Below are 25232 nucleotides of genomic sequence, written 5' to 3'. Positions count from 1 at the left end.
CATGGTCTTCAAAAAAACACTTATTTTATCTTTAATACTACTGTTAAACCTGGGTATAAAAGCTCAGGAAGTAACGCATACATTTACTTTGGGCGATTCTGCATTTTTGCTGGATGGCAAGCCTTTTCAGATGATCTCGGGTGAAATGCATTACCCGCGCGTACCCCGTGAGGCCTGGCGAGCGCGCATGAAAATGGCCAAAGCCATGGGCCTGAACACCATAGGTACCTATGTGTTCTGGAACCTGCACGAACCCCAGAAAGGCAAATTTGATTTCAGTGGGAATAATGATGTGGCTGAATTTGTTAAAATAGCAAAGGAAGAAGGTTTATGGGTGATATTAAGGCCCAGCCCTTACGTATGCGCCGAATGGGAATTTGGTGGTTACCCATACTGGCTGCAAAATGAAAAAGGCCTGGTAGTACGCAGCAAGGAAGAAAAATATCTGAAGGAATACGAAACCTATATAAAAGAAGTGGGCAAGCAACTGGCGCCGCTGCAGGTTAATCACGGTGGTAATATCTTAATGGTGCAAATTGAAAACGAATATGGCTCTTATGGCAGTGATAAAGAATATTTGGCAATAAACCAACGCTTATTTAAAGAAGCCGGTTTTGATGGTCTGCTCTATACTTGTGATCCCCCGGCAGCGATAGTGGATGGTCATCTGCCCGGACTGCTGCCTGCCATAAATGGGATTGATGATGTTGCAAAAGTAAAAAAAATGATCAGTGAGAACCATAATGGCAAAGGCCCTTTCTATATAGCTGAATGGTACCCGGCCTGGTTCGATTGGTGGGGTACAGCGCACCATACCATACCCGCTGAAAAATATACAGGCAGACTGGATAGTGTGTTATCAGCCGGGCTCTCCATTAATATGTATATGTTCCATGGCGGTACTACACGTGGTTTTATGAATGGCGCCAATTATGATGACAGCCATCCCTATGAACCACAGATCAGCAGTTATGATTATGATGCACCATTGGACGAAGCGGGTAATGCTACGCATAAGTTTATGTTGTTCAGATCTGTAATAGCCAAACATTTACCTGCCGGGCAAACGCTGCCGCCTGTACCTACAGCCAAGCCAACCATCGCTATAAATGATATTAAATTGAATAGGTCGGCCGGGTTATTGGATATTTTGCCAAAGCCTGTTCTTAATAAAACACCCTTAACATTCGAGGACCTTAACCAGGATTATGGGTTTGTATTATATAAAACAACTATTACCGGTGGCAGAACCGGTACCCTTGAGCTTAATGAACTGCGTGATTATGCGGTGATCATGGTAAATGGTAAAAGAGTAGGGGTGCTTGATCGCAGGCATAACCAGAACAGTCTCAAACTTACCTTACCTGCGGGTAAGGTAAAGCTGGATATATTGGTTGAAAACATGGGCCGGATAAACTTTGGGCCGTACCTGCTTAACAACAAAAAAGGTATAACAGAAAATGTAATGTTTGATGGCAAAGAGGTTTATAATTGGACTATGTATAGCTTCCCATTTAACCAGGTAAACAATATTGTATATGCCAATAAAAAAGTAACCAATGCACCTGTTGTAAGAAAAGGTAGCTTTCAGCTATCGAAAGTTGGAGATACCTATTTGGATATGAGCCGTTGGGACAAAGGGGTAGTATGGATAAACGGGCATAACTTAGGCCGGTACTGGTCAATTGGCCCGCAACAAACACTTTATGTGCCGGTGGAGTGGTTGAAAAAGGGTAATAATGATATTGTTGTGCTTGAATTACTGGATGGCGATAAAAACATATTAAATAGTACTGATGTACCTGTGTTAAACAAGTTGCAATAGTTTGTTGTAAAGTATATCAGTATAAGCTTAATAAATATTAGATAGATAATATCAATATATAAAGACATTTGTAAGTGTGGTTGCTTATAAATTGGTTGGTGCTTATTTCTGGCGCTGGAGGTAACACAGGGTAGTAGCAACTGCCCTGTGTTTTTTTATGTTCACTGGTTTAATTTCAGGTGCATAATTCAACGATCTCCCAGAAAATCCTTTCATTCAGTTAAGGCCGTTAGAAGAAATAAGACTGTATAAGCAGAAGATCACCTGGAAAAAAGCGATAAATAGGTAGAAAATACATTCATTTATTGCAATCGATTACAAAATATTGATTGTTTTATCGCTATTCCGGCTTTATAGATCTTCAATCTTAATCTCTTTTTTGCCATTTAAATAATGTGGTAAAACTGCATAATGCGAAACGGTTATTTGTCTGGTAAAATGTTTTAAAGAATATTTAATGCAGGAACATAACTGTATAAGGCATTTTATTTTTTATTTAACAATTACCTAGGGGCTGTCCGAGCTGTATGGATATTGTATGTTAGTGAGTTCTCTTCCTGTTTTAAAAAGATTATTTGAAAAATATTTTTTGCAATCGATTGCATTATTAATTTTTTATTCTCACTTTTATTCCGAGTTAGTCACCAATTATAACTTCTTAATCAAAAAAACCAAAAAAGTACAAGACCATGTTTTGAGATATTAATATTTCATGACGTGAACTATTTAATTAAAACCAATTAATCCATTTATAACCCCACAACCAATCAATCATTAAATGAAAAAATGTGAAGAGAATTCAACTTAATGCTATTACAATGCAAAAGTTAGTATTTGATAGCCACTTAAGTATTGCTATCAGCTAAACTTATAAAAACTCATAATCATTAAATGCAAAATTTATACACCAATTAATTATGGAAAAACTTAAACTCATGAAATGCTGGAAAACAATGTTCATACTGTTATGTATGAGCTTAATTTCAGTGCCGATTTTTGCTCAAAGCTCTACCGTTACCGGTAAAGTAATTGATGAAAAAGGCGAAACAATTATTGGCGCTACAGTGAAACTAAAATCACATCCCAGCGCCACTTCTACGGGGCCGAATGGTAAATTCAGTATCAGCGTTCCTGCTGGTGAAAATGCACTGGTTATATCATTTATAGGATACAATACCCAGGAGGTGCACATAACCCCTCAAAGCAATAACCTAAAAATAACACTTATAGCCAATGCCAACAGCTTAAATGAAGTTGTGGTTGTGGGCTATGGTACGCAAAAGAAAAGGGATGTTACAGGTGCCATTTCAACTATTAGCCAGGAAGCGCTTGCAGCGGTCCCGTCTGATAACGTTATCGATCAGTTAAAAGGCAGGCTTGCCGGTGTTGATATTGTGAGCAATAGCACACAGCCAGGCGCCAGTAATCAGATCAGGATAAGGGGTGAGCGTTCATTAGGTGGAACGCAAAGTCAGGCTGATGCTCAAAACCAACCGTTGATAATTGTTGATGGTGTACCATTTATAGGTGGTACTATGAATGATATAAACCCGAACGACATTTCCAGCCTTGATGTTTTGAAAGATGCATCAGCTACTGCGATTTATGGATCAAGGGCATCAGGCGGTGTAATTTTGATAACTACTAAAAGGGGCAAGGCCGGGAAATCGGTTATGACTTATAATGCCTATTATGGTATCAGTCACATAACCGACGAATACCCGGTATTCAGCGGTAGCGAATATGCTGCTTTTAAAGCTGAGGCAGCCGCTGGTAATACTGTTAATCCGGGAACAACCGCTTATGGTCTTACTTCGGCTGAACAAGCTGGTATAGCCAATGGAACAAGCACTAACTGGCAGAATCTGATCTTCAGGTCAGGATATACTACCGATCAGTTATTGGGCCTTACCGGTGGAAATGAAGATACACAATATGGGTTAAGCGCTGGCTATCATAAGGACGAAGGTACTGTTTATGGCCAATCGTTTGAAAGGTATACCTTACGTACAACCATTGATCATAAAATAAATAACCGTTTAAGGGTCGGTTTAAACAGCCTTGAAAATGTAAGCAATACAAACGGAGCTAATTTATATCCTTTGTATAATACGATAAGCCTTAGTCCGCTTACTTCACCTTACAATGCTGATGGCTCTGTAAACCTGTTGCCTTTAGCTGGTTCAATTGATGCCGCGAAGGTAAATCCACTAACCATTCAGAATCCTGCTATCCAAAATTTAAGCAGGAGGTTAAGCACCTTTAATAGCCTGTACGGTGAGGTTCAAATTCTGGATGGTTTAAAATACCGCGCCAATGTTGGTTTAACTTATGGCCAAACACAAGGCAACAATTATTTGCCTGTAAGTAACCTGTACAATACAGCAACGGCAACATCACAAACAAGTGAATCGGTAGCAAATGAGCAGGATTATAGTTATCTGCTGGAAAACTTACTGACCTATGATAAAACATTCGGTAAGCACCATTTAACCGTTACAGGTTTATATAGTGTTGAAAAGGATCATAGCGATGGCTCAACTTTTAATGGTGTTGGTTTACCTGCAGATTATATTCAAAGTTATAATCTCAACCTTGCAAACTCTGTAAGCGCTTCAAACGGTACTTATTCCGAAAAAGGGTTAATATCCTACATGGCCCGTGTAAACTATTCATTTAATGATCGTTATTTGTTAACGGCAACTGTAAGGCGCGATGGCTCATCAGTACTTACTTCGGGCCATCAATATCTTACCTATCCGGCTTTTGCTTTAGGCTGGAATGCAGACCGGGAAGATTTCTTGAAAGATGTATCATGGGTCTCAAATCTTAAATTGAGGGCTGGCTATGGTGTAACATCAAATCAATCAGTTGCTCCGTATTCTACATTAGGTAACCTTACTATAAACGCCTATAATTTTGGCACAAACGGTTATAATGGTTACCTGGTTACCAGCGTGCCTGCTAATTTGAAGTTCGAAACTACGGATAACTTCAATATTGGTTTAGATTTTAGTGTGCTTCACAACCGCATATCGGGTAGTATTGATGCCTACGACCAAAGAACAAACAATATTTTACAAACTATAAGCTTGCCACCTAGTAATGGTGCGGGCTCAACATTAGTTAATGCCGGTAAAACAAAAGGAAAAGGACTGGAAATAAGTTTAAGCAGTGTTAATATCAGAACAGAAAGCGGCTTTACCTGGAATACCGATTTCAATATCTCTTTTTACCGCGATGCCATTGTTGCACTGCATGATAACCTAAAAGAAGATGTAGGTAATGGATGGTTTGTTGGTCAGCCGTTTAACGTGATTTATGATTATAAGAAAATTGGTATCTGGCAAACAAGCCAGGCTGCCGAAGCTGCAAAATATGGTGAAAAACCAGGGCAGATAGAAGTTCAGGATGTGAACAATGACGGAAAAATAGATCAGAACGACCGTCAGATATTAGGCAGCTATCAACCTAAGTTTGAAAGTGGTTTAACCAACCGTTTCTCATTTATGGGGATTGACGTTACGTTTGTTGCCTTTGCACGTATAGGGCAAATGGTGGCAGTACCATACCTGGGAAGCGATAGCGGAGCATCCGGCTATCCATTCTTTAATACAGGCCGTGTTAACCAGTACAAAGTTGATTACTGGACGCCTTCAAACCCAACCAACGCGTTCCCAAGACCTGATGCAAGCGGTACATTCCTGTATGCGTCAACACTTCAATATCGTGATGGTTCCTTTATAAAAATGCGCAGCATTAATGTAGGCTATACCATTCCTTCAGATTTATTGAAGAAAGCGGGTATATCATCATTAAGAGTTTATGCAACCTGTTCAAATCCATTTATTATCTGGTCGCCGCTTACTAAAAGTGGTTTAGGTATCGATCCTGAAGGGAACGGTTATGGCGGTACACTTGCAGGGCCATCGGGCTATTCAAGTGGCGCTATTGGGCGTGCTATTACTGTTGGTTTAAATGATCCCCCAACCCGTACATTTCAACTAGGCGTAAACTTAAAGTTCTAACTTAAAAGAGATTGATATGAAACTATTTAAAAAAATATCCATTTTAACTGTAACACTTATAGCTGCAGGTGTTACCAGTTGTAAAAAAATACTTGTTGAAAATCCCAGGGCAAATATAACACCCCAGTTTTTCACCACTCCCGGAGGCGTTTTGGGAGGGATAATAGGGATATATGGCGATATGCGTAACCTATGGGGTACCGAGGGTTTTACAAACATAACCCTTGCCGGTACTGACGAATACCTTGCAGGCGGCAGCGCTACTTCATCAACCATACCCTTTTTTACCTATACCAACCTGGTAGGTAATGTTGCAGCTTACAATGCAGTGTCTATTTTTGGGGTGGCTTACCAGGATATAAATACCGCAAATGGTGTTTTACAATATGGCCCTTCGGCTTTTCCTGATGCTTTGACCAGAACAGAATACCTGGCACAGGCCAAGTTTTTAAGGGCGTTGTATTACTTCTACCTGGTTCAAACTTTTGGCCCGGTACCTTTGCATACTACATTTATCAGTACGCCAACTACTTCTGATTCACGCGCGCCAATTGCAAATGTATATGCGCAGATCATCACTGATCTTACCCAGGCGTCAACTGAATTACAAACTATCCCGGGCGAAACTATATCGTCTACAGGTGCGGTATCGCCATTTGCCGGTAAGGCGGCTACCAGGGCAACGGCTTTATACTTATTATCAAAAGTGTACTTAACACGTGGCTGGTCAAGCGCTGCGCAGCCTAATGATTTCGCTATGGCGCTCAGTACCGCGCAATCACTTATCACCAATGCAGCAACCTACAAAGTGGGCTTATGGCAGGATTTTGCATCGGCCAACGCGCCGGGTAATGAATATGGTCAGGAAACACTTTTTGTGGTTGATGAAAGCAACAGTACCAAATACGGCAACTACGTTGCGGGTGGTGCAGGTGGCTCTTATAATATAACGAGCAATCTTTTCCGGCCCAATTATCCAACTGTAAATGCAAATTATCCTGCTACAGGTGGTGCAAATGTGATGACGAGAGATATTGCTAACGGCAGGCCGTTCATCCGTATCAGGCCAAATCCTGCTTACGTTATTGAACAGGCTTTTGCCGATAAAGTAAATGATTCGCGCTATTATAAAACATTCCAAACGGTATGGATTGCCAATACAGCTGGTGTTACAACACCAAGGGGAACACTTACTGTAGGTGCCGATACCGCCATCTGGATGCCTCCGTTTGATCCCGGAGCTACAAAAAGAGCTGCATTTAAGGGTATTATATTAACCCCGCCGGAGGACAATGCGCCAAATCCTTACACTACTGTATTTTTTCCATCCATGAAAAAATACGATGATCCTAACCGTACTGGTGTAAATGACCCGTCAACCAGGCCTTTTATTTTGTTCAGGTTTGCTGATGTTTATATGGTTGCGGCTGAAGCTGCATTTAAATCCGGCGATCTTACAACTGCAGCTGCCATGATCAATGTAATAAGAACGAGGGCTGCATATCAGTCAACAAATTCAGGTCCGCAAAATACAGCAGCGGCAACAGCAATGCAAATAACCCCGTCGCAGGTTACGCTTGATTTTATTCTGGATGAGCGTAGCCGTGAATTTTTTGGCGAATGCCAGCGTTGGTATGATCTTGTGCGCACACAATCTATTGTTCGCAGGGTACAACAGTACAATGCTGAGGCGGGCCCGAATATCCAGAATTTTGAAGATCTGAGGCCTATACCTCAAACAGAAATAGATTTGGTTACTACAGGACCTAAATTTCCTCAAAATCCAGGGTATTAAAAAAAGGTAATTAAGGGCCACGATAGTGGCCCTTAATTATTGTCAGATCTTAAAGCGTATAGAAACGAAACCATAATATCAGGAGGTAAGCATAAAATATTATCTTTAGCAATCGATTACAATGTTTGAAAATCAACCTATAGAAATTGCATGTATTTTTGTATTTTTTTAAGTAGAGTTCAACAGATAATGCTTAATTAATAAGTATTATCTATTAGTAATCGATTGTAAATTAGTGTAATTAATTATAATTATGAGTGACCGTCAAAAGGAAGTTACCATATACGATATAGCCCAAAAACTGAATATTTCGGCTGCAACTGTAAGCCGGGGTTTAAAGGATCATCCGGGAACAAACAAAGAAACCAAGAAGAAAATATTGGCCGCTGCCAGCGAAATGGGTTATCACTCCAACTCGTTTGCCAGCAGTTTGCGTACCAAGCGCGGAAACATAATTGGTGTTATAGTACCCCGGCTGAACAGTAATTTCATGTCGGATGTGATTGCAGGTATTGAAAAGGTGGTTAATGAATCGGGCTATAACCTTTTCATCAGCCAATCGCTCGAAGAGATGGAAAAAGAGGTGAGTAATGCAAAAGCGATGTACAATAACCGGGTAGATGGCTTATTGGTTTCATTGGCTTATAATACAAATAACATTAACCACTTTGAGGCTTTTATAAAAAGGAATATTCCGGTTATATTTTTTGATCGTGTACATGAACACCAGCAATGCCCGAGTATTTTTATTGATAATTATAAAGCAGCATATAATATCACCAATCACCTGATTGAGCAAGGCTGCAAAAGGATAATGCATATAGGTGGCAGCCAACTGCGTAACGTTTACATAGATCGTTTTAATGGCTATAAGCGGGCGCTTGAAGACCATAAAATACCTTTTGAAGATGAATTGCTGATAATAAATGATCTGAGTGCACAATCGGGTGCAAGGGCAGCACAGCAGATATTAGAAATGAAAACACAGCCTGATGGCGTATTTGTAGCGAATGACCTATGCGCAATAAGTTGTATGCAGCTTTTGAAAAAGCAAGGTATAAGGATACCTGAAGATATTGCATTTGCCGGGTTTAATAATGATCCTACATCGTGTGTGATAGAACCCAATTTAACGACTATTGATTATAGAGGATATGAAATGGGGGAGGTTGCTGCAAAAGTACTGATCGGCCACCTGGATAATAATAATGATTTAATACAAACCCACAGCCTGATACTGCGGTCGGAACTGATAGTCCGTGATTCATCAAGGAAAAAAGAATAGCATAATAATATTTTAAATGGATAAAGAATTGAAAGTAGCCATTGTAACAGGTGGCGCATCGGGGTTAGGGCTGGCTACGGCTGCAAAGCTGGTTGAAAGCAATAACAGAACGATTATTATTGGCCGAAACGAACAAAACCTACAAGATACTGCTGCGCAACTTGGCGAGTTGTGCAGTTATAAGGTTTTTGATTTGAATAACTTAAAAGCCATCCCGCAACTGATCACAGAAATTATTAATGAATATGGAAAGATTGACCTGCTGGTGAACAACGCCGGCATCAATATGAAAAAGGCATTTACAGAAGTAAGCGATGAAGATTTTGAACAGATTATACAAACTAACTTAACATCAGTATTTGTTTTAAGTCGGGAAGTTGTTAAAGTAATGCTCCCAACAAAATCAGGTTGTATCATTAATATCAGCTCCATGGCAGCACAATACGGCATACCTTATGTAATTGCCTATACCGCTTCAAAAACCGCTATTGAGGGTATGACAAAGGCTATGGCCGTTGAGTTATCGCCGGAAGGCATAAGGGTAAATTGCGTTGCACCAGGATTTATTGCCACCGATATGTCGGCAAAGGCATTGGATAGTGACCCGCAAAGAAAGCAAAAGGTATTATCAAGAACGCCTATGGGTAAATTAGGCTTGCCTGAAGATGTAGCAGAAGCTATTGTTTACCTGGCTTCGGATGCCGCAAAATATGTAACAGGTGTAGTGCTGCCTGTTGACGGCGGGAATTCTATAGGGTTTTAGGCAAGGATAAACATATAAAAAAAACCGATGAGCAACTCTCACCGGTTTTTTTTATGTGTGTAAGTTAATTGTTACATTCTTCTTGGTCATCTATTCCGGTATAATAAATTGTTAAATTAATTAATTTTTATACTTTTATTTTATTGATCTCAGGATGCCCCATACCTGGATATTTTGCCTATTATAAATTATACATAAACTGTTATTTGAATTTTCTGAGCTGGGATAGATTAAGTGGTAGTAGAGAATGATTTTAGCACACTTTGTGAAATGTGAAAAATTAGTTAGGTTACGATTTTAAATGAAAATATCATTTTGGGCTCTTTTTTAATTGTAACAATTACAGGTAATTACATAGCCTGCGATTGTTGTGAAAGTTTTCTATTTCTTTTGATTATCAATGTTTTATATATCAATTTAATAAACAAAAAAATTAAATATGTCTGCAAATAATTATGATGCCATAGTAATAGGCTCGGGAATTTCAGGTGGATGGGCTGCTAAGGAGCTTACTGAAAAAGGCTTAAAAACCATTATGCTGGAGCGGGGAAGGAATATAGAACACGTTAAAGATTATGTGAATGCTACCAAAGCTCCCTGGGAATTCCCGCACCGCGGTGGCCGCACTCAACAAATGATCAAGGACTACCCGGTATTGAAACGTGATTATCCGCTTAATGAGATGAATCTGGATTACTGGGTTAATGAAAAAGAAAGCCCTTATAGTGAGGTAAAGCGTTTCGATTGGTTCAGGGGATATCATGTTGGGGGGCGCTCACTGATGTGGGGAAGGCAGAGTTACCGCTGGGCCGACCTGGATTTTGAAGCAAATTTAAAGGATGGTATTGGTGTCGACTGGCCTATCCGCTATAAAGATTTAGCACCCTGGTATAGTTATGTTGAACAATTTGCAGGCATATCGGGTAATCGTGATGGTCTTTCCATATTACCTGATGGTGATTTTATGCCGCCCATGCAAATGAATGTGGTTGAAAAAGATGTTGCCGCCAGGATTAATAATCATTACAAAGGTGCAAGAAATATGATCATTGGCCGTGTAGCCAATATAACTGTACCACATAATAACCGCACCAACTGCCAGTACCGTAACAAATGCGCATTGGGGTGCCCTTTTGGCGGATATTTCAGCACACAATCTTCTACATTGCCTGCGGCAAAAGCTACCGGTAACCTTACAGTACGGCCATGGTCGATAGTTACAAAAATACTGTACGATAAGGATACTAAAAAGGCCACAGGCGTTGAGGTACTGGATGCTGAAAACAATCAAACCTATCAATACTTTGCAAAGGTGATATTTTTAAATGCGTCAACTATGAATTCGGCCTGGGTATTAATGAACTCAGCAACTGATGTATGGCCTGATGGATTGGGCAGTAGTAGCGGCGAACTGGGCCATAACCTGATGGATCATCACCTTGGAGTAGGTGCAGGTGGTACGGTTGATGGATTTGAAGATAAATACTATTACGGACGCCGGGCAAATGGCATATATATACCTCGTTTCAGAAACCTTAATGGTGATAAGCGTGATTATATACGCGGCTTTGGGTATCAGGGCGGTGCAAGCAGGGAAGGTTGGAGCAGGGATATTGCCGAAATGAATATAGGCGCTGGCTTTAAAGATGCCTTATCTGAGCCGGGCGGCTGGAGTATGGGTGTAGGTGGTTTTGGTGAAACATTGCCATATCATGAAAACCGTGTTTACCTTGATAAGATCAAGAAAGATAAATGGGGACTGCCTATACTGGCTGTTGATGCCACTACAAAAGAAAATGAACGCAAAATGCGTATCGACATGGCTAATGACGCGCAGGAGATGCTGGAAAATGCAGGCGTAAAAAACATTAAGCAGCATAATTTAGAGCCGGTGCTTGGGCGCGGCATTCATGAAATGGGTACGGCACGCATGGGGCGTGATCCTAAAACTTCGGTATTGAACGGATGGAACCAGGTTTGGGATGCTAAAAATGTGTTTGTTACCGATGGCTCGGCCATGGCATCTTCGGCTTGCCAAAACCCTTCATTAACTTATATGGCTTTAACAGCCCGTGCGGCAGATTATGCAGTAAGCGAATTGAAAAAAGGTAATATTTAACGGTTTATAATTAAATACAAAAGAAAACAATAATTAATAACACAATGAATAGAAGAGAAGCTGTTGGAAGTGTAGCGTTGCTATTGGGCGGCAGTATTTTAGGGGCAGAGTTTTTTATTTCGGGTTGTAAATCAACTAATAATGCAGACAATGTTGCTGACCTTTTTAAGCCCGAAACCGTCTTGTTTTTAAATGAGATTGGCGAAACTATACTGCCTGAAACCAAAACCCCCGGCGCTAAAGCCGCTGATGTTGGGAGTTTTATGGGTGTGATGGTGCGCGATTGTTATACACCAAAAGATCAGAAGATATTTTTAGATGGACTGAAGAAACTGAATGTTGCAGCCAATAAGAAATTTGGCTCCGGATTTATGGATCTGAAACCTGCAGATCGTACAGCATTGCTTAGTGATCTGGATAAAGAACAAAAGGAGTACACCAAAACCAAAAAGAAGGACGATCCCCATAATTATTTCAGAATGATAAAGGAACTAACCTTGCTGGGGTATTTCACATCAGAAGTTGGATGTACACAGGCGTTGCGTTATTTACCAATTCCGGGTAAATATGACGGTGACTATGCATATAAACCCGGCGACAAGGCCTGGGCATTGTAAAAGGTATTAGCTGAGGATGAACTGATAAGATCTAATTTAAAGGCTGACTTTAAATACACTTAAAGTCGGCCTTTAAATTTTTAACTGCAGTTTTTGTAGATCTTTTGAAGTGCCTTAATCAGCAATTTTTATTAATCCTTAAACCTGGCTATTGTTTTTCTGCCAATGTCATAGGTCACCCTGAAAACTTCCTGATTGTCATTGAAGTGACCGGGAGAGAAGTGGAAGCTGGCTATAAACTGGCCTTTAACCCGGCCCGATAAAAAGGGCGTCCAGCTCAGATCTATCCTGTTATAAAATGATTTTTCGTAATAAGAATCGCCATAATAAATAATGCTGCCCTGCCCTTTATAAAACTCTTCGAATATGCCAAAACGATGATAGCCGGCATAAGCGCTAAATACAAAGCCGTTTTTAGTTTGCCAACCGGTAACGCCGCGTTCCCTTAAGAAAGAGGACAGGTTTCCTGCTTCAAATGACAAGGAATCAAATACAGTTTTATGGCTGAAATCTAATCCTAATCGTATCTCGATAGCTGCATTGTCAAAAATATGATCATCAGGCTGTAGTATGGCAGCACCTGCATCATGTTCTTCTAAAAAATAATTCCTGATATAGAACGGGCCTTCCACGTTAGGGGTGTATTTACCTTCGGCACCAAATAAAAACTCTTCGCGCTGGGTGTCGGTTTGGCGGCTTACCCAATCTATCCAGCCTGTTTCAGTAAAATTTGCAGAGCTGTATTTTGCCAGTAAACCTTCCACATTTGGGCGGTAGTACATTAGGGTGTCATTCAGCATAGCACGTGGATAGTCGTCAATTAAGCCGGCGCGCGGAAATTCACCAGCATTAAACAGCCAGTGTGAGTTTTTAAAATTGTAATAAGCTACCGGAACAGCATTTAAAAAATACGGTATGGCGCCAAACTCGTGTATGGCGTTTGTACCAACAACAAAATGGTTCAGGCTGTCTATATTTAACCCAAAATCAATCTCTGTACGTGTGCCCGAATAGGTGCGGGAGCGGGGGATAAAGGCTTTATACTCGCGGTTATCCAGCCAGCCAAGCGCGTTGAAATGAAAATCAACCGAACCTGTATTTGTGGTACTTATTTTACTGGTATCTCCTGAAATGACTTCCTGATCTATAAAATTTGTTTGCTGCGCGAAAGCAACTGCAGATGTTAAAAAAGAAAGGGTGAGGAGTAAGTAGAACTTTTTAATCATTTTTTTTGAAATTAATGTGTTTGAAAACTGGCCAGATCGGTATATATAGCCCTGAATGAACTGCGGATGCCAATGGTAATCAAGGCTGTTTTATCATTGAACTGGCTGTTTATTTCGTCGCGGTACAGGCCTTCTAACTCTACACGCAGGTTATATTTAGGGTTGATTATATAAGCAATTTTACTATCAGCGTAATACATGTGTGTGCTTAATCCCTGCCCGGTAAAATTGCCTAATGTTTTTGCCGGGGTAGTATAGTCCTGGAATGGATCTTTTCCATAATTCAGTCCATCAACATCAAGTCCATAATATCCAAAATCGCCTTCCAGTGAAAAATCAAATCTTTTGTAGCTGTAGTTTAACAATCCAACCACTTCGCGGTAGTTGGCTCCCCAGGGTTGTGCCAGTGGGTCGCCGTTTGCGGCATAGTTGATGATAGGGCCACGTTCGGAGTAGGTATAGGGTTTAGCATTATTCATCTCTACCAGATAATTTAAACCCTTTACATTAAATATATTAGCTCCTCTAAAACCGGCTTGCCATGCATATTTATTACGTGAACTGCCGTTGTCTGAAAAAAAGTTTTTTGCTTCAAATTCATCCAGAGCAAATTGGCTGTAGAGTGTTATGCCGTTAGTGATCTTGTATTTTCCTGTAAAGCCAATCAAAGCATTATCCGGTGACCCGTTTGATGCCTCAAGCGGGCGAAGGAAGGTGATTGGTTGTAAATACGTTACATCAAAGCCACGGTAGTTGCCTGCATTGTCCCGGTTATACCAAATGATGGAGTCAAAGAAACCGAATGAAAGACGGTTGCTTACATTCCAGTCTAAATAATGGAAAACGCCCCATTTGGTCCGGTCATTGCCATTGGCATCCAGATCAATAGGGTCATTAAAATAGGCCCACATTACCATGTATTTCACATTGCCCAGGTCGGCGGTTAATTTCAGGAAGGGGTATGGCGAAGCGTAATCAGATAGCAATGTTGAGCGGTAACCATCGCCTATAAAGGTTTTATCGTGCCCTAAGGTAATATTCAGGTATTTATTGGGGGTAAAAGATACATTGGCGGTATAGTCCTGCCAGTCGTAGCTGTCTAGTCCATATATTTTGGCACGTGCCTGGCCCGGGATTATACCCGTTTGGTTGATATAGGTTGATATATATTCCGGGAAATTGCCCTGGTTTTCAAAGCCTGTGAAATTGTAAGAAAACTTATTGCTTATAGTACCCCCAAATTGAAAGCCATAGGATACCAGTGAAGTGCTTTCTTTACCACCCAGGTAGTTCTTACCCATGGTAAAATCGGGTAAAAGATCAGCATAAAAAGTACTGTTGGCTGATTTGATATCGATCAGGTGTTCATTAAATAGTTTATTATATCCCCAGCCATGTTTTTTACCATCGTTATTGATGTTCATTAATGAATCATAATGAACTTTTAAGATGGAATCATCCACAAAAAATGGCCTTAATGCAGTATGCTCACGGGTAGTGGTTGAATAGGCATCAGCATCCAGTTTCTGATAAAAATCATACGAATAGGGCTGATATTGGGATTGCCCAAATGATGAATGAATCTGAATTAGACATAAGAATGATAGTATAACAAGGAACTTATATTTTCTTAACAGGTAAACAGGCTTCATAATAATCGGGTTAAATTTTTACCATAATGCATTTTAGATAATTGTATCCGGCGGTGCAAAACTGCACCGCCTTCAACAAACTCAATGGAACTTAGGGGTATTAAGTATTTTTATATTATCTTGTTGTATCATCAACTTTGCGATAAGCCCAGCCAAAAATTAATGGGAAAACCCAAAGGCTAAACACCATTGCGCATAGGATACCACCAATTACCACCCTGGCTAATGGCCTTGAACTTTCAGAGCCGATGCCATGCGAAAGCGCGGCAGGACACAAACCTATAGCGGCCATCAGGGCTGTCATCATTACCGGCCTGATCCTGGAGTTTACACCCAGCTTTATAGCCGTATACAGGGTGAGGCGTTCACCTCGTATAGTATCCAGGTTTTGTTTAAATACGGTAATAAGCAGTACACCATCCTGTATACAAATGCCAAACAGGGCAATGAAACCAATACCTGCCGATATGCTGAAATTGGTGCCCGTTATAAGTAAAGCCGCAATACCGCCCACTATGGCAAAGGGAACGTTCAGGAATACCAGCGCGGCATCTTTAAAATTGCCAAACATTACGAACAGTAATAAAAATATGAGCGCTAAACTTACCGGTACAACTTGGGTCAACCGCTTTTCAGCACGTTGCTGGTTTTCAAAGTCACCTTGCCAGGCCATGTGATAGCCTCGTTTCAGTTTAACTTTAGCATTAACTTTTTGCTGCGCTTCGCTAATGGTACTACCCATATCCCTGCCGCGGATAGAAAATTTAAGGGTTGCAAAGCGCTCGTTCTCATCCCTGAAAATGAGGCAAGGACCGGTTTTTTGCGTGATACTGGCAATTTCCTTAACAGGTACTTTTGAACCGCTTTGAGTAGGTACCAGCAGATTGCCAATATCGTCAGGCGTTCCGCGGAAGGCTGCCGGAAAACGTACCCTGATATCAAAAGTCCTGACGCCTTCATATAAGGTGGAGGCTGCAGTACCACCAATAGCCATAGCTATCACCGCATTTGCATCTGAGGTTGATACGCCGTACTTTGCCATCTTTTGCTGGTCAAGGTTGATATCCAGCTCGGGCAAGCCAATACTTTTCAATACGCCCAAATCCTCTATCCCCCTTATGCCTTTCAATACATTGTAAATCTCATCGGTTTTTCCCTCCATATAATTGAGCGAATCGCCATATACTTTTACCACGATGGAACCTTTCACACCAGATACCGCTTCCTCCACATTATCACTGATAGGCTGGGAAAAGTTCAGATCGGCACCCGGCAATATGGATAGCTTCTTATTCATTTGTGCTATCAGTTCTTCCTTGGTGACTTTTGGTTTCCAGTCATCTTCGGGGTACATCAGCACATCAAATTCATTGTTATAAAAACCCGCTACATCGGTACCATCATCTGGTCTCCCTGTCTGCGAAACCACGTATTGTACCTGTGGAAATGTCATTAATATTGACCGTACCTGTTTTGCTGTTTCTACTGATTTATCGAGTGATACACTATAAGGTAATTGCACCCTCAGCCATATAGCACCTTCATCCAGTTCGGGCAAAAATTCGCTGCCCAGGAATTTGAAGGAGAATAACCCTATTGCCATAACTATAAAGGAGGTAACAACCACAAGCGTTTTATACCTAAAGGCTTTAGTAAAGCCAAAAAGCATAAAGCCCGATAAAGCGTGTACAAAAGGGTTATGCTTTTCATGTACATTCTTTTTAAGCAGCATGCTGATTAGCACCGGCACCAGGGTAAGCGTAGTTATTAATGCGCCCAACAGTGCAAAGCCCAAAGTAAAGGCCAGCGGCGAGAATAGTTTACCCTCCACCTTTTGAAAGGCGAATACGGGCAGTAAACCGGTAATGATGATCAGTTTTGCAAAAAAGATAGCCTTACCCAATACCGCTCCATTATTTTTGATGATGCCAAGTTTGGCCACTTTGTTAAAGCGGTTCATGCCCATTTGCATGGCTTTGTGATCAAGTATCACAAACATGCCCTCAACCATAACCACGGCACCATCTATAATTATCCCAAAGTCTACAGCGCCCAAAGAGAGTAAATTAGCCGACATACCCATCAGATGCAGGCAAATGAAGGCAAAGAGGAGGGCCAGGGGAATGATAATGGAAACGATAAGCGTTGTCCGCCAGTTGAACATGAATAAGGATACCAGGAAAGTTACCAGTAATATGCCTTCAATAAGGTTATGCAGCACCGTATGAGTGGCATAGCCGATCAGGTCTGAGCGATCGTAATAGGGTATTATCTTTGTATCAGCAGGCAGCACATCATTGTTTAGCTTGTTGATCTCTGCTTTTAAAGCGCTCACAACTTCAGTAGGGTTACTGCCTTTGCGCATAACAATGATAGCCTCTACAGCATCTTCATCATCTGTTACTTGTCGTTTGCCATCCTTATCAATAATAGCATCGCTGCGGCCAACCCATCCCAAACGTGGGACATTTGAAATATCGACACTTGCTACATCATTCACCAAAACCGGCACGCCATTGTTATTACTGATGACAATGTTTTTTATTTGATTTACATCCTTTATCAGCCCCAAACCTCTTACAGCGAAGGCCTGATTATTCTGCGTGATCATGTCGCCGCCCACATTGATATTCGTTTTTTGTACGGCAGCATAAACATCAAGCGGCGTGATGCCTAATGTGGCAAGTTTGCCTGGGTCGACCGTTATTTCATAGGTTTTTGTTTTGCCACCAAAGCTGTTAATGTCGCCAATACCGGGGATAGCCCTTAAGCGGCGGTCGATTACCCAATCCTGTATTGTTTTTAATTCTCTTACATCCCTGAAGGTGCTTTTTAGCGTATACCTGAAGATTTCACCTGTTGGGCCAGTTGGCGGCTGTACCGATGGTGTAATACCGGTAGGTAATGCGGCATTACCCAGTAAAAACATAACTTGTTGCCTTGCCTCCTGATCCTCTACATGATCGTCAAAGATCACTTTCACATAGCTTAAGCCAAATATGGTAGTAGAGCGCAGACTTACCTTTTTTTGAACCGGGTTTAGAGCGATCTCTATTGGAATGGTAACCAGTTTTTCAACCTCTTCGGCACTTTGGCCAGGCCATTGGGTAATAATATCAATTTCGGTATTGGTTACATCCGGAAATGCCTCTATCGGCATTTGCATAAAGGTGATGATACCTGCTACAACGAGTAATCCGGCCAGAAATAAAATGAAGTATTTATTTTTTAGCGAGAACCCGATGATGCCTTTAAGAACTTTTATCATTATTTATATATTTTAATAATGTTAGTTTAATTGTTTAGCGAACCATAAATGAGTATAGCGTTTGATGCTATTACCCTTTCGCCGGGTTTAAGGCCACTTTGTATATAGGCTGTTGTTCCGTTGTTGCTAATTACTTGTACAGGCCTTATCTGTACATCTTTTTTGCCGGTTACCACTACTACATAGTACTGGCTGTTATCAAAAACCAATGCCTTTGCCGAAACCGATATAGCCTGTTTACTTTCATGATCACTAAGCGTTACGGTAGCAAACATTTGCGGCTTTAATAAATAGCCTGGGTTTGGCATTACCACACGCATTTTCATGGTTTTACTGGTAGGATCAAGCACATTCATCAGTTTATCAACTTTGCCGGCGAAAACTTTATCCGGATAAGCAATGGTGGTAACCTGTACCGTATCGCCCTGGCGTACTTTGCCTATATTTGCCTCATAAACGTTGGCCTCAATCCAAACATTTTTAAGATCAGATATGGTAAAAAGCCCCCCGTTATTATCCGTACGTATAGCCATACCATTAGAGATATTCATTTGAACGATGAAGCCATCAATCGGCGATTTTATCGCGAATTCACCATTTTTATTATTTCCGTTAATGCTCAATATCTTTTCGGCTGCAATTTTGGCGGCAACGGCCTGTTGGTAGGTAACCTGCGCATTAGTTATATCAACCTGTGATGCCAGGCCGCTGTTGTACAGTGATTTTTGCTGATCCAACTGCCTTGCGGTAAGCTGCACATTGGTTTCAGCATTAACCAGCGCGGCATTATAGGTGGCTACTTCGGCGCTTTTTACCAGGCCTAATACTTGCCCTGCTTTTACAAAGTCGCCGGGTGCAACAGTAATGTCTTGTACATTGCCACTAACCAGTGGAAAAACGTTTACAACCTTATCGGTATTAAAGTTTACGAGGCCATTAAATTTTATAGCGTCAGTAATAGCCCCAACTTTTACCGTATCAACTTTTAGTGTATTCATTAAAGAATCGGGTACAACATACGGTGCCCTTGTGTCTTCATCAGTTGCAGTATGGCAGGAGCAAATACTCCATATCAGTGCAAGTGACATGATAATGGATATATTAGATTTTATAGTTGATCTCTTCATGAGGAAACTTGATTTTATTTTATTGATTGAAAAAAGGTGTGCCTGTAACGTAATTGAGTTGTTCGAGAGCAGTGACCCTGTTTAGGTGAATGTTATTTAACTGTACCGCATTTACTTTATAGGAATCGTAGAAATACAGGAATTCTATTAAGCCAATATTCCTTGTTCTATAGTTTTTAAGCACCTCCTGTATCAGGTGAGTAAAGTCGCCTTTAAACTGGGGATCGAAACTGTTGCTCAATTTTTCGTAGCGGGAGGCTATCAGATAATTAACTGATATATCGTTTTCTACCTGATCTTGCTGGCCCTGTAACTGTACTTTACCTTGGTCTATAGTTAATTCAGCCTGTTTAATACCCCCTTGGTTCCGGTTAAAGAATGGCAAATTAAACTCGATGCCTAATGAATTGTAATTGATTATATAACTGCCACGCTTATCATATCCCAGCGACAGATTAAAGTCGGGCATAGCCAACGCTTTCTGATATTTTAAGTTCATGTCGTTGTAATCAATAGCTAATTTGGCCTGCCTCAGGTCGTAACGGTTGCTGTATGCCGAGTCCAGCAATTTTTGATAGGGCACCGTTGACAAAATATCCTTCCCGTCCATATCATAATTATATTCTGGTTCGATATAGGTACCCGGCTTTGCCCTGATCAATAACTGAAGCTGACTGATAGAGCCATCAATGGATACGACCAGGCCTGCCAATTCGGCCTGCAATGAATATAGCTGCGACTGGATACCCAGAACATCCTTTTCGGCAACATTGCCTTTGGCATTTTGCTCTTTGTATGCCTTCAGCATTTGCTGCAGGGAACGAATCTCCAGGTCATATACCTTGACTGATTGTTGCTGAAAGTAAATGGTAAGAAAATCATTGCGAAGCGAAGCTTTAAGCGTCCTTAACAAATCAAAAAATTGATATTTAGCCTGCGTTACACCTAGTTTTGCTAACTGGATATTTTTATTGCGCTTACCGGCCGTGGTAAACAATTGAGAGATTCCCCCCGCATATTCGTCCTGCCCGGAACTTTGATCAAAAAACTTATGCGTACCTGGGTTGTAAAGCCCTGTAGAAATGTTGAAATCAGGATTGGGGAATAATTTAGCTGTTATCACCTGCGCATCAGCAATACCAATGTTGTAGTGTTGAGCTATCAGCTGCAGGTTGCTTTTTAAAAATTGTTCTTCGGCTTGCTGTATCGTGATCTTAAGCGTGTCATTGCCAGGTACCTGTGCAAATGCACCGGATTGTGACAGCAGCAAGCCAGCTACTATACATAAAAGAATTTTAATAAATTTTGAACACATAATGCTATAATTAGCCGGTAAAACGATTTAAGTGATATAGTCAAAAGTACTGGTACGCTATTAGTACATACTTAATCTCACATTAGGCAGTGATTAGATTGTTATTAAAATTTTCTAATGTGGCGCTAAAGAATGATATGCTAATGCGGAAAAATTACGTGAAAGGTAGTTCCTTTATGTAGCGTGGATGTAACGTTGATGGTTCCATTATGCAGCTTTACAATGTTATGGGTAAGTGACAAGCCAATACCATATCCCGAATAATTTAAAGCATTTGGCGCCCTATAAAAAGGCTGAAAAATGCGGCTCATGTCTTTTGGCCCAATACCGATACCTTCATCGCGTATGGTTATGTTTACGCCATGTTCATCGCAAAATAATGCACAGTAAACCTTTTGTTTGCCTGAAAATTTGATGGCGTTTTTAATGATATTATTAATGCCGATAAAAAGTAGCTGCCTGTTGCCCTGTAAAGTATATTTGGTGCGGTTTGCAAGCAGATTATATTGTATATCTATATTTTCCTCGCTTAATTCATCTATTATTTCCCATAGTAATTCATCCATGCTGATATTATGGAATTCATAGTTAGCTATATCAGTTTGTACCAGTTCCATCAGGCTGTTAATGATCTGGTTAAGTCTTTCTGTTTCCCTGATAATGTTGATGAGCGATGACTGATATTCGCTTTGTGGCCTGTCCATCACCAGCGTGGTTTCCGCCTCGCCAAGTATAGTGGTTATAGGTGTGCGCAATTCGTGGGAGGCATGGGCGATGAACGACCGCTGGCTTTCAAATGACTGCTCCAAATGCTCCAGCAGTTGATTAATTGTTACCGATAATGTATCAATTTCATCGGTTTTTTTAGGTGCGATGGGTAGCCTTAGATCCAAACTTGAAGATCTGATCCTTTTTAAATTACGGGTGATTTTTACAATAGGCAGCAAAGCTACTTTTGAAAATACGCTGCCCATTACATAAGTGATCACTAATGCTGCCAGGAAAAAGAAAAGCATGATCAGGCGCAAATCGTTTAAATAATGATAGCCGGAATCATCTATGGCAGCCACCATTATAATAAAGTTGCCGGAGTTATCTTTATAGTAAATTCCGGTTACCTGCCGGTCATCCTGGAAAAATTGAACCTTTCTTTGATTAACAACTTGTTTAAGAATGCTCACATCCCAATGTACAGCGCCGCCCGGAATAAACTGGGACTGGAAATGATCATTGTAGATACGTATTGTTTCGCCGGATAATGACTGGGGAAATTTCCGTAGTACGTCTTTAAAATTCTCGTTGGATAGATTATCCTGAGCAAGGTAAAATTGAGCAACAGTAGTGGCGCGGTCGTCCAGTTTTTCAAAAAAAGTGTTAACCCGGTTGTGTGCCGCAAAAAAGTAGATACCTGTCAACACCATTAGCATTAACACAGCAAACATCAAAGTAAATTGTACAGATAACCGGCTTCTAACTTTCAATGCAGCCCCTCTTTCTGACTAAACTAATCACGTATCATATAACCCATTCCAATTATTGTTTGGATTAATTGCTTGTCGTACCCCTTGTCAATTTTGATACGTAAGTAGTTAATATAAACATCAATTAAATTGGTGCCACGGTTAAAATTGATCCCCCAAACTGATTCTGCAATATAAGTTCGCGACAGAACACGGTTCTTATTATACATTAGCACTTCAAGCAGTGTGAATTCCTTTACCGTTAAAATGATCATATTACCGGCCCTGGTAATGGTTTTTCTGTAGCAATCCATTTGCAGATCGGCTACCTCATACACAGTGCCTGGAAGCACAGTTGTCCGTCGCCTGTCCAAAGCTTTAATACGGGCCAGTAATTCTTCGAAATGAAAGGGTTTTGTTAGATAATCATCGGCACCGCTTTCCAAACCGTTAACCTTGTCGTTAACCGTTCCCAGTGCGCTGAGCATAAGTATAGGCAGCTCTTTTTTAAATTTCCTGATCTGTTTGCAAACTTCAAAGCCATTTAATTCAGGTAGAACGGCATCCAGCACAATCAGTTCAAAATCCTCTTCAAGCGCCAGTTTGCGGCCCATATTGCCATCATAGGCCAGCTTAACCTGGTGGAATTGTTCTTCCAGTCCTTTTTTTATAAAAGCGGCCACTTTAGGCTCGTCTTCGATCAATAAAATATTCATAGTGGGGTTTGCTATAAATTATTTTCAAAGGTATCGGCTTTTAAATCGAATACTTAACGCATTAGAGGATTCTAATGGAGATTAGATGAATTCTAATGTCAGGCATATCATGCGCCGGACATGGGGAAGTAGGGATGAGGCAGGAAGCTTAATATGTTTTGGGGGTCGAAGTATACTTTTTAAGCTTCGAGTTGCACTGCACTAAACTTTCGTGAGTAGAAAGAATTTAGAACCAATAGCAATTGTTAAATAACTAATTTATTGATTACTAATTATTTGGATTTGGTGTGTAGATGTGAGTAGTTTGATTTTATTGAAAATTACGCCTTAAGCATTTATTTGCACATCAATTTTTAAAATAAACAATTCAAGTAGTATGAAAAAACTCCCTATCCTTCTATTGCTCTCGCTCATATGTTTTGGAGCGATGGATTCTTATGCAGCACCTGTAAAGCATCACTACAAACATCACCGTAAGAAGCACGCCGTACACAGGTCACATGTAAAACGGTAACCTTAGGAAGGCAGCAAGTTGTGTTAATGATAAAAGCGGCCGTGAGGTCGCTTTTATTTTGATGATCGTAATGCAATTCAGCTACAATAATGACTTTTCTACTATTTGTAGTGTTGCCAATTATTGTTGATAGCCAGTGTGTTAACTTTTGTGTGTAGATGTGCGTAGCAGGCGATCTCTACCAAAATCAGTTCTTTGCCGTGTTTAATTAAACAATTTAAACGCAATAAATCATGAAGATATCTTTATCAAAAAAAGTTTTTGCTGAGTTCTTTGGTACACTTGTTCTGGTACTTATGGGGTGCGGCAGCGCTGTACTTGCTGGCCATAATGTCGGTTTTTTAGGAATTGCTTTTGCCTTCGGCCTATCCGTTGTGGCTATGGCTTATACTATAGGTAATATCTCTGGTTGTCATCTTAACCCTGCTATTACTATCTCAATGCTTTCTCTTGGAAAAATAAGTGGAAAAGATGCCCTTGCTTATATAGTAGGTCAAATAACGGGGGCTATTTCGGCAGCGGGTATTTTATACACACTTGCAGGCGGTAAACCTGGTTATAGCCTGGCCGCTAATGGCTTAGGTCAAAATGGAGTAGCAGGCGGATCGCCGGGTGGTTATTCACTGCTGACCGGTTTGATCGCTGAAATTGTTTTTACGTGCATCTTTTTAGTAGTAATACATGGTGTTACCAGTAAAGTAAATAAAGATAAAGCAGCGTTCGGAGGCCTGATCATTGGATTTACATTAACGCTGATACATATTGTGGGCATCCCGTTAACAGGGGTTTCCGTGAATCCTGCGCGGAGCATAGGCCCTGCTTTATTTGTAGGCGGTGCAGCGCTTTCTAATCTTTGGGTGTTTATTCTCGGGCCTGTTATTGGGGGTATAGCAGGAGGATATGTATGGCGTATGCTGGAATTGTGCTAAACAAAGCAACAAGTGGAATAAAGCTAAAATAATTTGGTGCTGAACGGCAGATGTGTGTAATGAATATTATAGTGTATTACAATCAGGGTAAATAATATATGAACAAATTAAGTAAAGGATTGCTAAGTCAATCTGTTTGCGAAAATATTAAGATTTTACGTCTTCATTACCGTTGGAGCCAGCGGTATGTGGCTAGCCAATTGGGGATATCTACTTCCGCTTTTTCGAATATTGAAAATGGATTTACAGATATTAACTTATCCAGGCTGGAACAAATTGCCAGGGTTTTGAAAGTAAGACTGGTTGAATTGGTAGCAATTTACGATCCGTATGCAGAAGATAAAAATGAGGCATCAAATACGCTTTATAAAACCCTGGCTGATCGCAATGTAGAAGTTGAAGAATTACAATTTAAGATATATAAACTGCGTGAGGAACTCAAAGGAAAAAAGCAGCAGGCTGTTATTAACGTGGGGATATGACTGATATCCCCATTTTTTCTAAATAAAAACGGATCAGGAGTTATTATGCAAGACAATATACCTGCACACAAGATCTATTATTGCCCAAAATGCGGGGCATCATTTCACTGG

Annotated in this window: 16 protein-coding genes; 9 read left to right on the top strand and 7 right to left on the bottom strand. The window is 40.6% G+C overall.

Annotation, left to right across the window (positions count from 1 at the left end):
• The first annotated feature begins 1 nt into the window (after position 1).
• From BLU33_RS12825 to BLU33_RS12795, 7 genes are all read left to right on the top strand, one after another.
• The gene (locus tag BLU33_RS12825) at positions 2–1825 is read left to right on the top strand and encodes a glycoside hydrolase family 35 protein (protein ID WP_091373320.1); all 1824 of its coding nucleotides are present in this window, start codon (positions 2–4) and stop codon (positions 1823–1825) included.
• A gap of 917 nt (positions 1826–2742) precedes the next feature.
• Entirely contained in the window at positions 2743–5853 is a 3111-nt protein-coding gene (locus BLU33_RS12820; RefSeq protein ID WP_091373318.1) for a SusC/RagA family TonB-linked outer membrane protein, read from the top strand.
• Positions 5854–5869: 16 nt separating this feature from the next.
• Positions 5870–7648, top strand: coding sequence for a RagB/SusD family nutrient uptake outer membrane protein (locus BLU33_RS12815; protein WP_091373315.1), 1779 nt, complete (start codon positions 5870–5872; stop codon positions 7646–7648).
• A gap of 253 nt (positions 7649–7901) precedes the next feature.
• Positions 7902–8933: a LacI family DNA-binding transcriptional regulator gene (locus tag BLU33_RS12810; protein ID WP_091373311.1), complete on the top strand. Its 1032-nt coding sequence runs from the start codon at positions 7902–7904 to the stop codon at positions 8931–8933.
• A 16-nt stretch (positions 8934–8949) separates the two neighbouring features.
• Positions 8950–9696: an SDR family NAD(P)-dependent oxidoreductase gene (locus BLU33_RS12805; RefSeq protein ID WP_091373308.1), complete on the top strand. Its 747-nt coding sequence runs from the start codon at positions 8950–8952 to the stop codon at positions 9694–9696.
• 439 nt (positions 9697–10135) lie between these two features.
• Positions 10136–11815: a GMC oxidoreductase gene (locus BLU33_RS12800; protein ID WP_091373305.1), complete on the top strand. Its 1680-nt coding sequence runs from the start codon at positions 10136–10138 to the stop codon at positions 11813–11815.
• A 44-nt stretch (positions 11816–11859) separates the two neighbouring features.
• Positions 11860–12432, top strand: coding sequence for a gluconate 2-dehydrogenase subunit 3 family protein (locus BLU33_RS12795; protein ID WP_091373303.1), 573 nt, complete (start codon positions 11860–11862; stop codon positions 12430–12432).
• A 131-nt stretch (positions 12433–12563) separates the two neighbouring features.
• Here the strand turns inward: BLU33_RS12795 and BLU33_RS12790 are convergent, their stop codons facing one another.
• The 7 genes from BLU33_RS12790 to BLU33_RS12760 form a co-directional block, all read right to left on the bottom strand.
• Positions 12564–13658: a hypothetical protein gene (locus BLU33_RS12790; protein WP_091373300.1), complete on the bottom strand. Its 1095-nt coding sequence runs from the start codon at positions 13656–13658 to the stop codon at positions 12564–12566.
• Between the two features lie 11 nt (positions 13659–13669).
• Positions 13670–15310 (bottom strand): gliding motility protein RemB, encoded by a 1641-nt coding sequence (locus BLU33_RS12785; protein ID WP_091373297.1) that lies wholly within the window; start codon positions 15308–15310, stop codon positions 13670–13672.
• A gap of 115 nt (positions 15311–15425) precedes the next feature.
• A complete protein-coding gene (locus BLU33_RS12780; RefSeq protein WP_091373295.1) occupies positions 15426–18578 on the bottom strand; it encodes an efflux RND transporter permease subunit in 3153 nt (1050 codons plus the stop codon).
• Between the two features lie 26 nt (positions 18579–18604).
• Entirely contained in the window at positions 18605–19705 is a 1101-nt protein-coding gene (locus BLU33_RS12775) for an efflux RND transporter periplasmic adaptor subunit (protein WP_091373292.1), read from the bottom strand.
• 19 nt (positions 19706–19724) lie between these two features.
• Entirely contained in the window at positions 19725–21020 is a 1296-nt protein-coding gene (locus tag BLU33_RS12770; protein ID WP_091373289.1) for a TolC family protein, read from the bottom strand.
• A gap of 140 nt (positions 21021–21160) precedes the next feature.
• Positions 21161–22462 (bottom strand): sensor histidine kinase, encoded by a 1302-nt coding sequence (locus BLU33_RS12765; protein WP_091373286.1) that lies wholly within the window; start codon positions 22460–22462, stop codon positions 21161–21163.
• 62 nt (positions 22463–22524) lie between these two features.
• Positions 22525–23196 (bottom strand): response regulator, encoded by a 672-nt coding sequence (locus tag BLU33_RS12760; protein ID WP_091373283.1) that lies wholly within the window; start codon positions 23194–23196, stop codon positions 22525–22527.
• A 747-nt stretch (positions 23197–23943) separates the two neighbouring features.
• Here BLU33_RS12760 and BLU33_RS12755 point away from each other — a divergent pair.
• Both BLU33_RS12755 and BLU33_RS12750 read left to right on the top strand, forming a co-directional pair.
• Positions 23944–24639 carry an MIP family channel protein gene (locus BLU33_RS12755; RefSeq protein WP_091373280.1) on the top strand — a complete coding sequence of 232 codons (696 nt, stop codon included), beginning with the start codon at positions 23944–23946 and terminating at the stop codon, positions 24637–24639.
• Between the two features lie 98 nt (positions 24640–24737).
• Positions 24738–25121, top strand: coding sequence for a helix-turn-helix domain-containing protein (locus BLU33_RS12750; protein WP_091373277.1), 384 nt, complete (start codon positions 24738–24740; stop codon positions 25119–25121).
• Positions 25122–25232 lie beyond the last annotated feature (111 nt).

The sequence above is a fragment of the Mucilaginibacter mallensis genome (assembly GCF_900105165.1).
Classification (GTDB): domain Bacteria; phylum Bacteroidota; class Bacteroidia; order Sphingobacteriales; family Sphingobacteriaceae; genus Mucilaginibacter; species Mucilaginibacter mallensis.
This window is presented reverse-complemented; position numbering and strand designations above follow the sequence as displayed.

Bases quoted from the DNA above. Each gene is read 5' to 3' on its own strand.
- BLU33_RS12790 (WP_091373300.1), bottom strand. From the start codon at position 13,658: ATGATTAAAAAGTTCTACTTACTCCTCACCCTTTCTTTTTTAACATCT.
- BLU33_RS12820 (WP_091373318.1), top strand. From the start codon at position 2,743: ATGGAAAAACTTAAACTCATGAAATGCTGGAAAACAATGTTCATACTG.
- BLU33_RS12770 (WP_091373289.1), bottom strand. From the start codon at position 21,020: ATGTGTTCAAAATTTATTAAAATTCTTTTATGTATAGTAGCTGGCTTG.
- BLU33_RS12775 (WP_091373292.1), bottom strand. From the start codon at position 19,705: ATGAAGAGATCAACTATAAAATCTAATATATCCATTATCATGTCACTT.
- BLU33_RS12755 (WP_091373280.1), top strand. From the start codon at position 23,944: ATGAAGATATCTTTATCAAAAAAAGTTTTTGCTGAGTTCTTTGGTACA.
- BLU33_RS12810 (WP_091373311.1), top strand. From the start codon at position 7,902: ATGAGTGACCGTCAAAAGGAAGTTACCATATACGATATAGCCCAAAAA.
- BLU33_RS12760 (WP_091373283.1), bottom strand. From the start codon at position 23,196: ATGAATATTTTATTGATCGAAGACGAGCCTAAAGTGGCCGCTTTTATA.
- BLU33_RS12805 (WP_091373308.1), top strand. From the start codon at position 8,950: ATGGATAAAGAATTGAAAGTAGCCATTGTAACAGGTGGCGCATCGGGG.
- BLU33_RS12800 (WP_091373305.1), top strand. From the start codon at position 10,136: ATGTCTGCAAATAATTATGATGCCATAGTAATAGGCTCGGGAATTTCA.
- BLU33_RS12765 (WP_091373286.1), bottom strand. From the start codon at position 22,462: ATGTTTGCTGTGTTAATGCTAATGGTGTTGACAGGTATCTACTTTTTT.
- BLU33_RS12780 (WP_091373295.1), bottom strand. From the start codon at position 18,578: ATGATAAAAGTTCTTAAAGGCATCATCGGGTTCTCGCTAAAAAATAAA.
- BLU33_RS12825 (WP_091373320.1), top strand. From the start codon at position 2: ATGGTCTTCAAAAAAACACTTATTTTATCTTTAATACTACTGTTAAAC.
- BLU33_RS12785 (WP_091373297.1), bottom strand. From the start codon at position 15,310: ATGAAGCCTGTTTACCTGTTAAGAAAATATAAGTTCCTTGTTATACTA.
- BLU33_RS12815 (WP_091373315.1), top strand. From the start codon at position 5,870: ATGAAACTATTTAAAAAAATATCCATTTTAACTGTAACACTTATAGCT.
- BLU33_RS12795 (WP_091373303.1), top strand. From the start codon at position 11,860: ATGAATAGAAGAGAAGCTGTTGGAAGTGTAGCGTTGCTATTGGGCGGC.
- BLU33_RS12750 (WP_091373277.1), top strand. From the start codon at position 24,738: ATGAACAAATTAAGTAAAGGATTGCTAAGTCAATCTGTTTGCGAAAAT.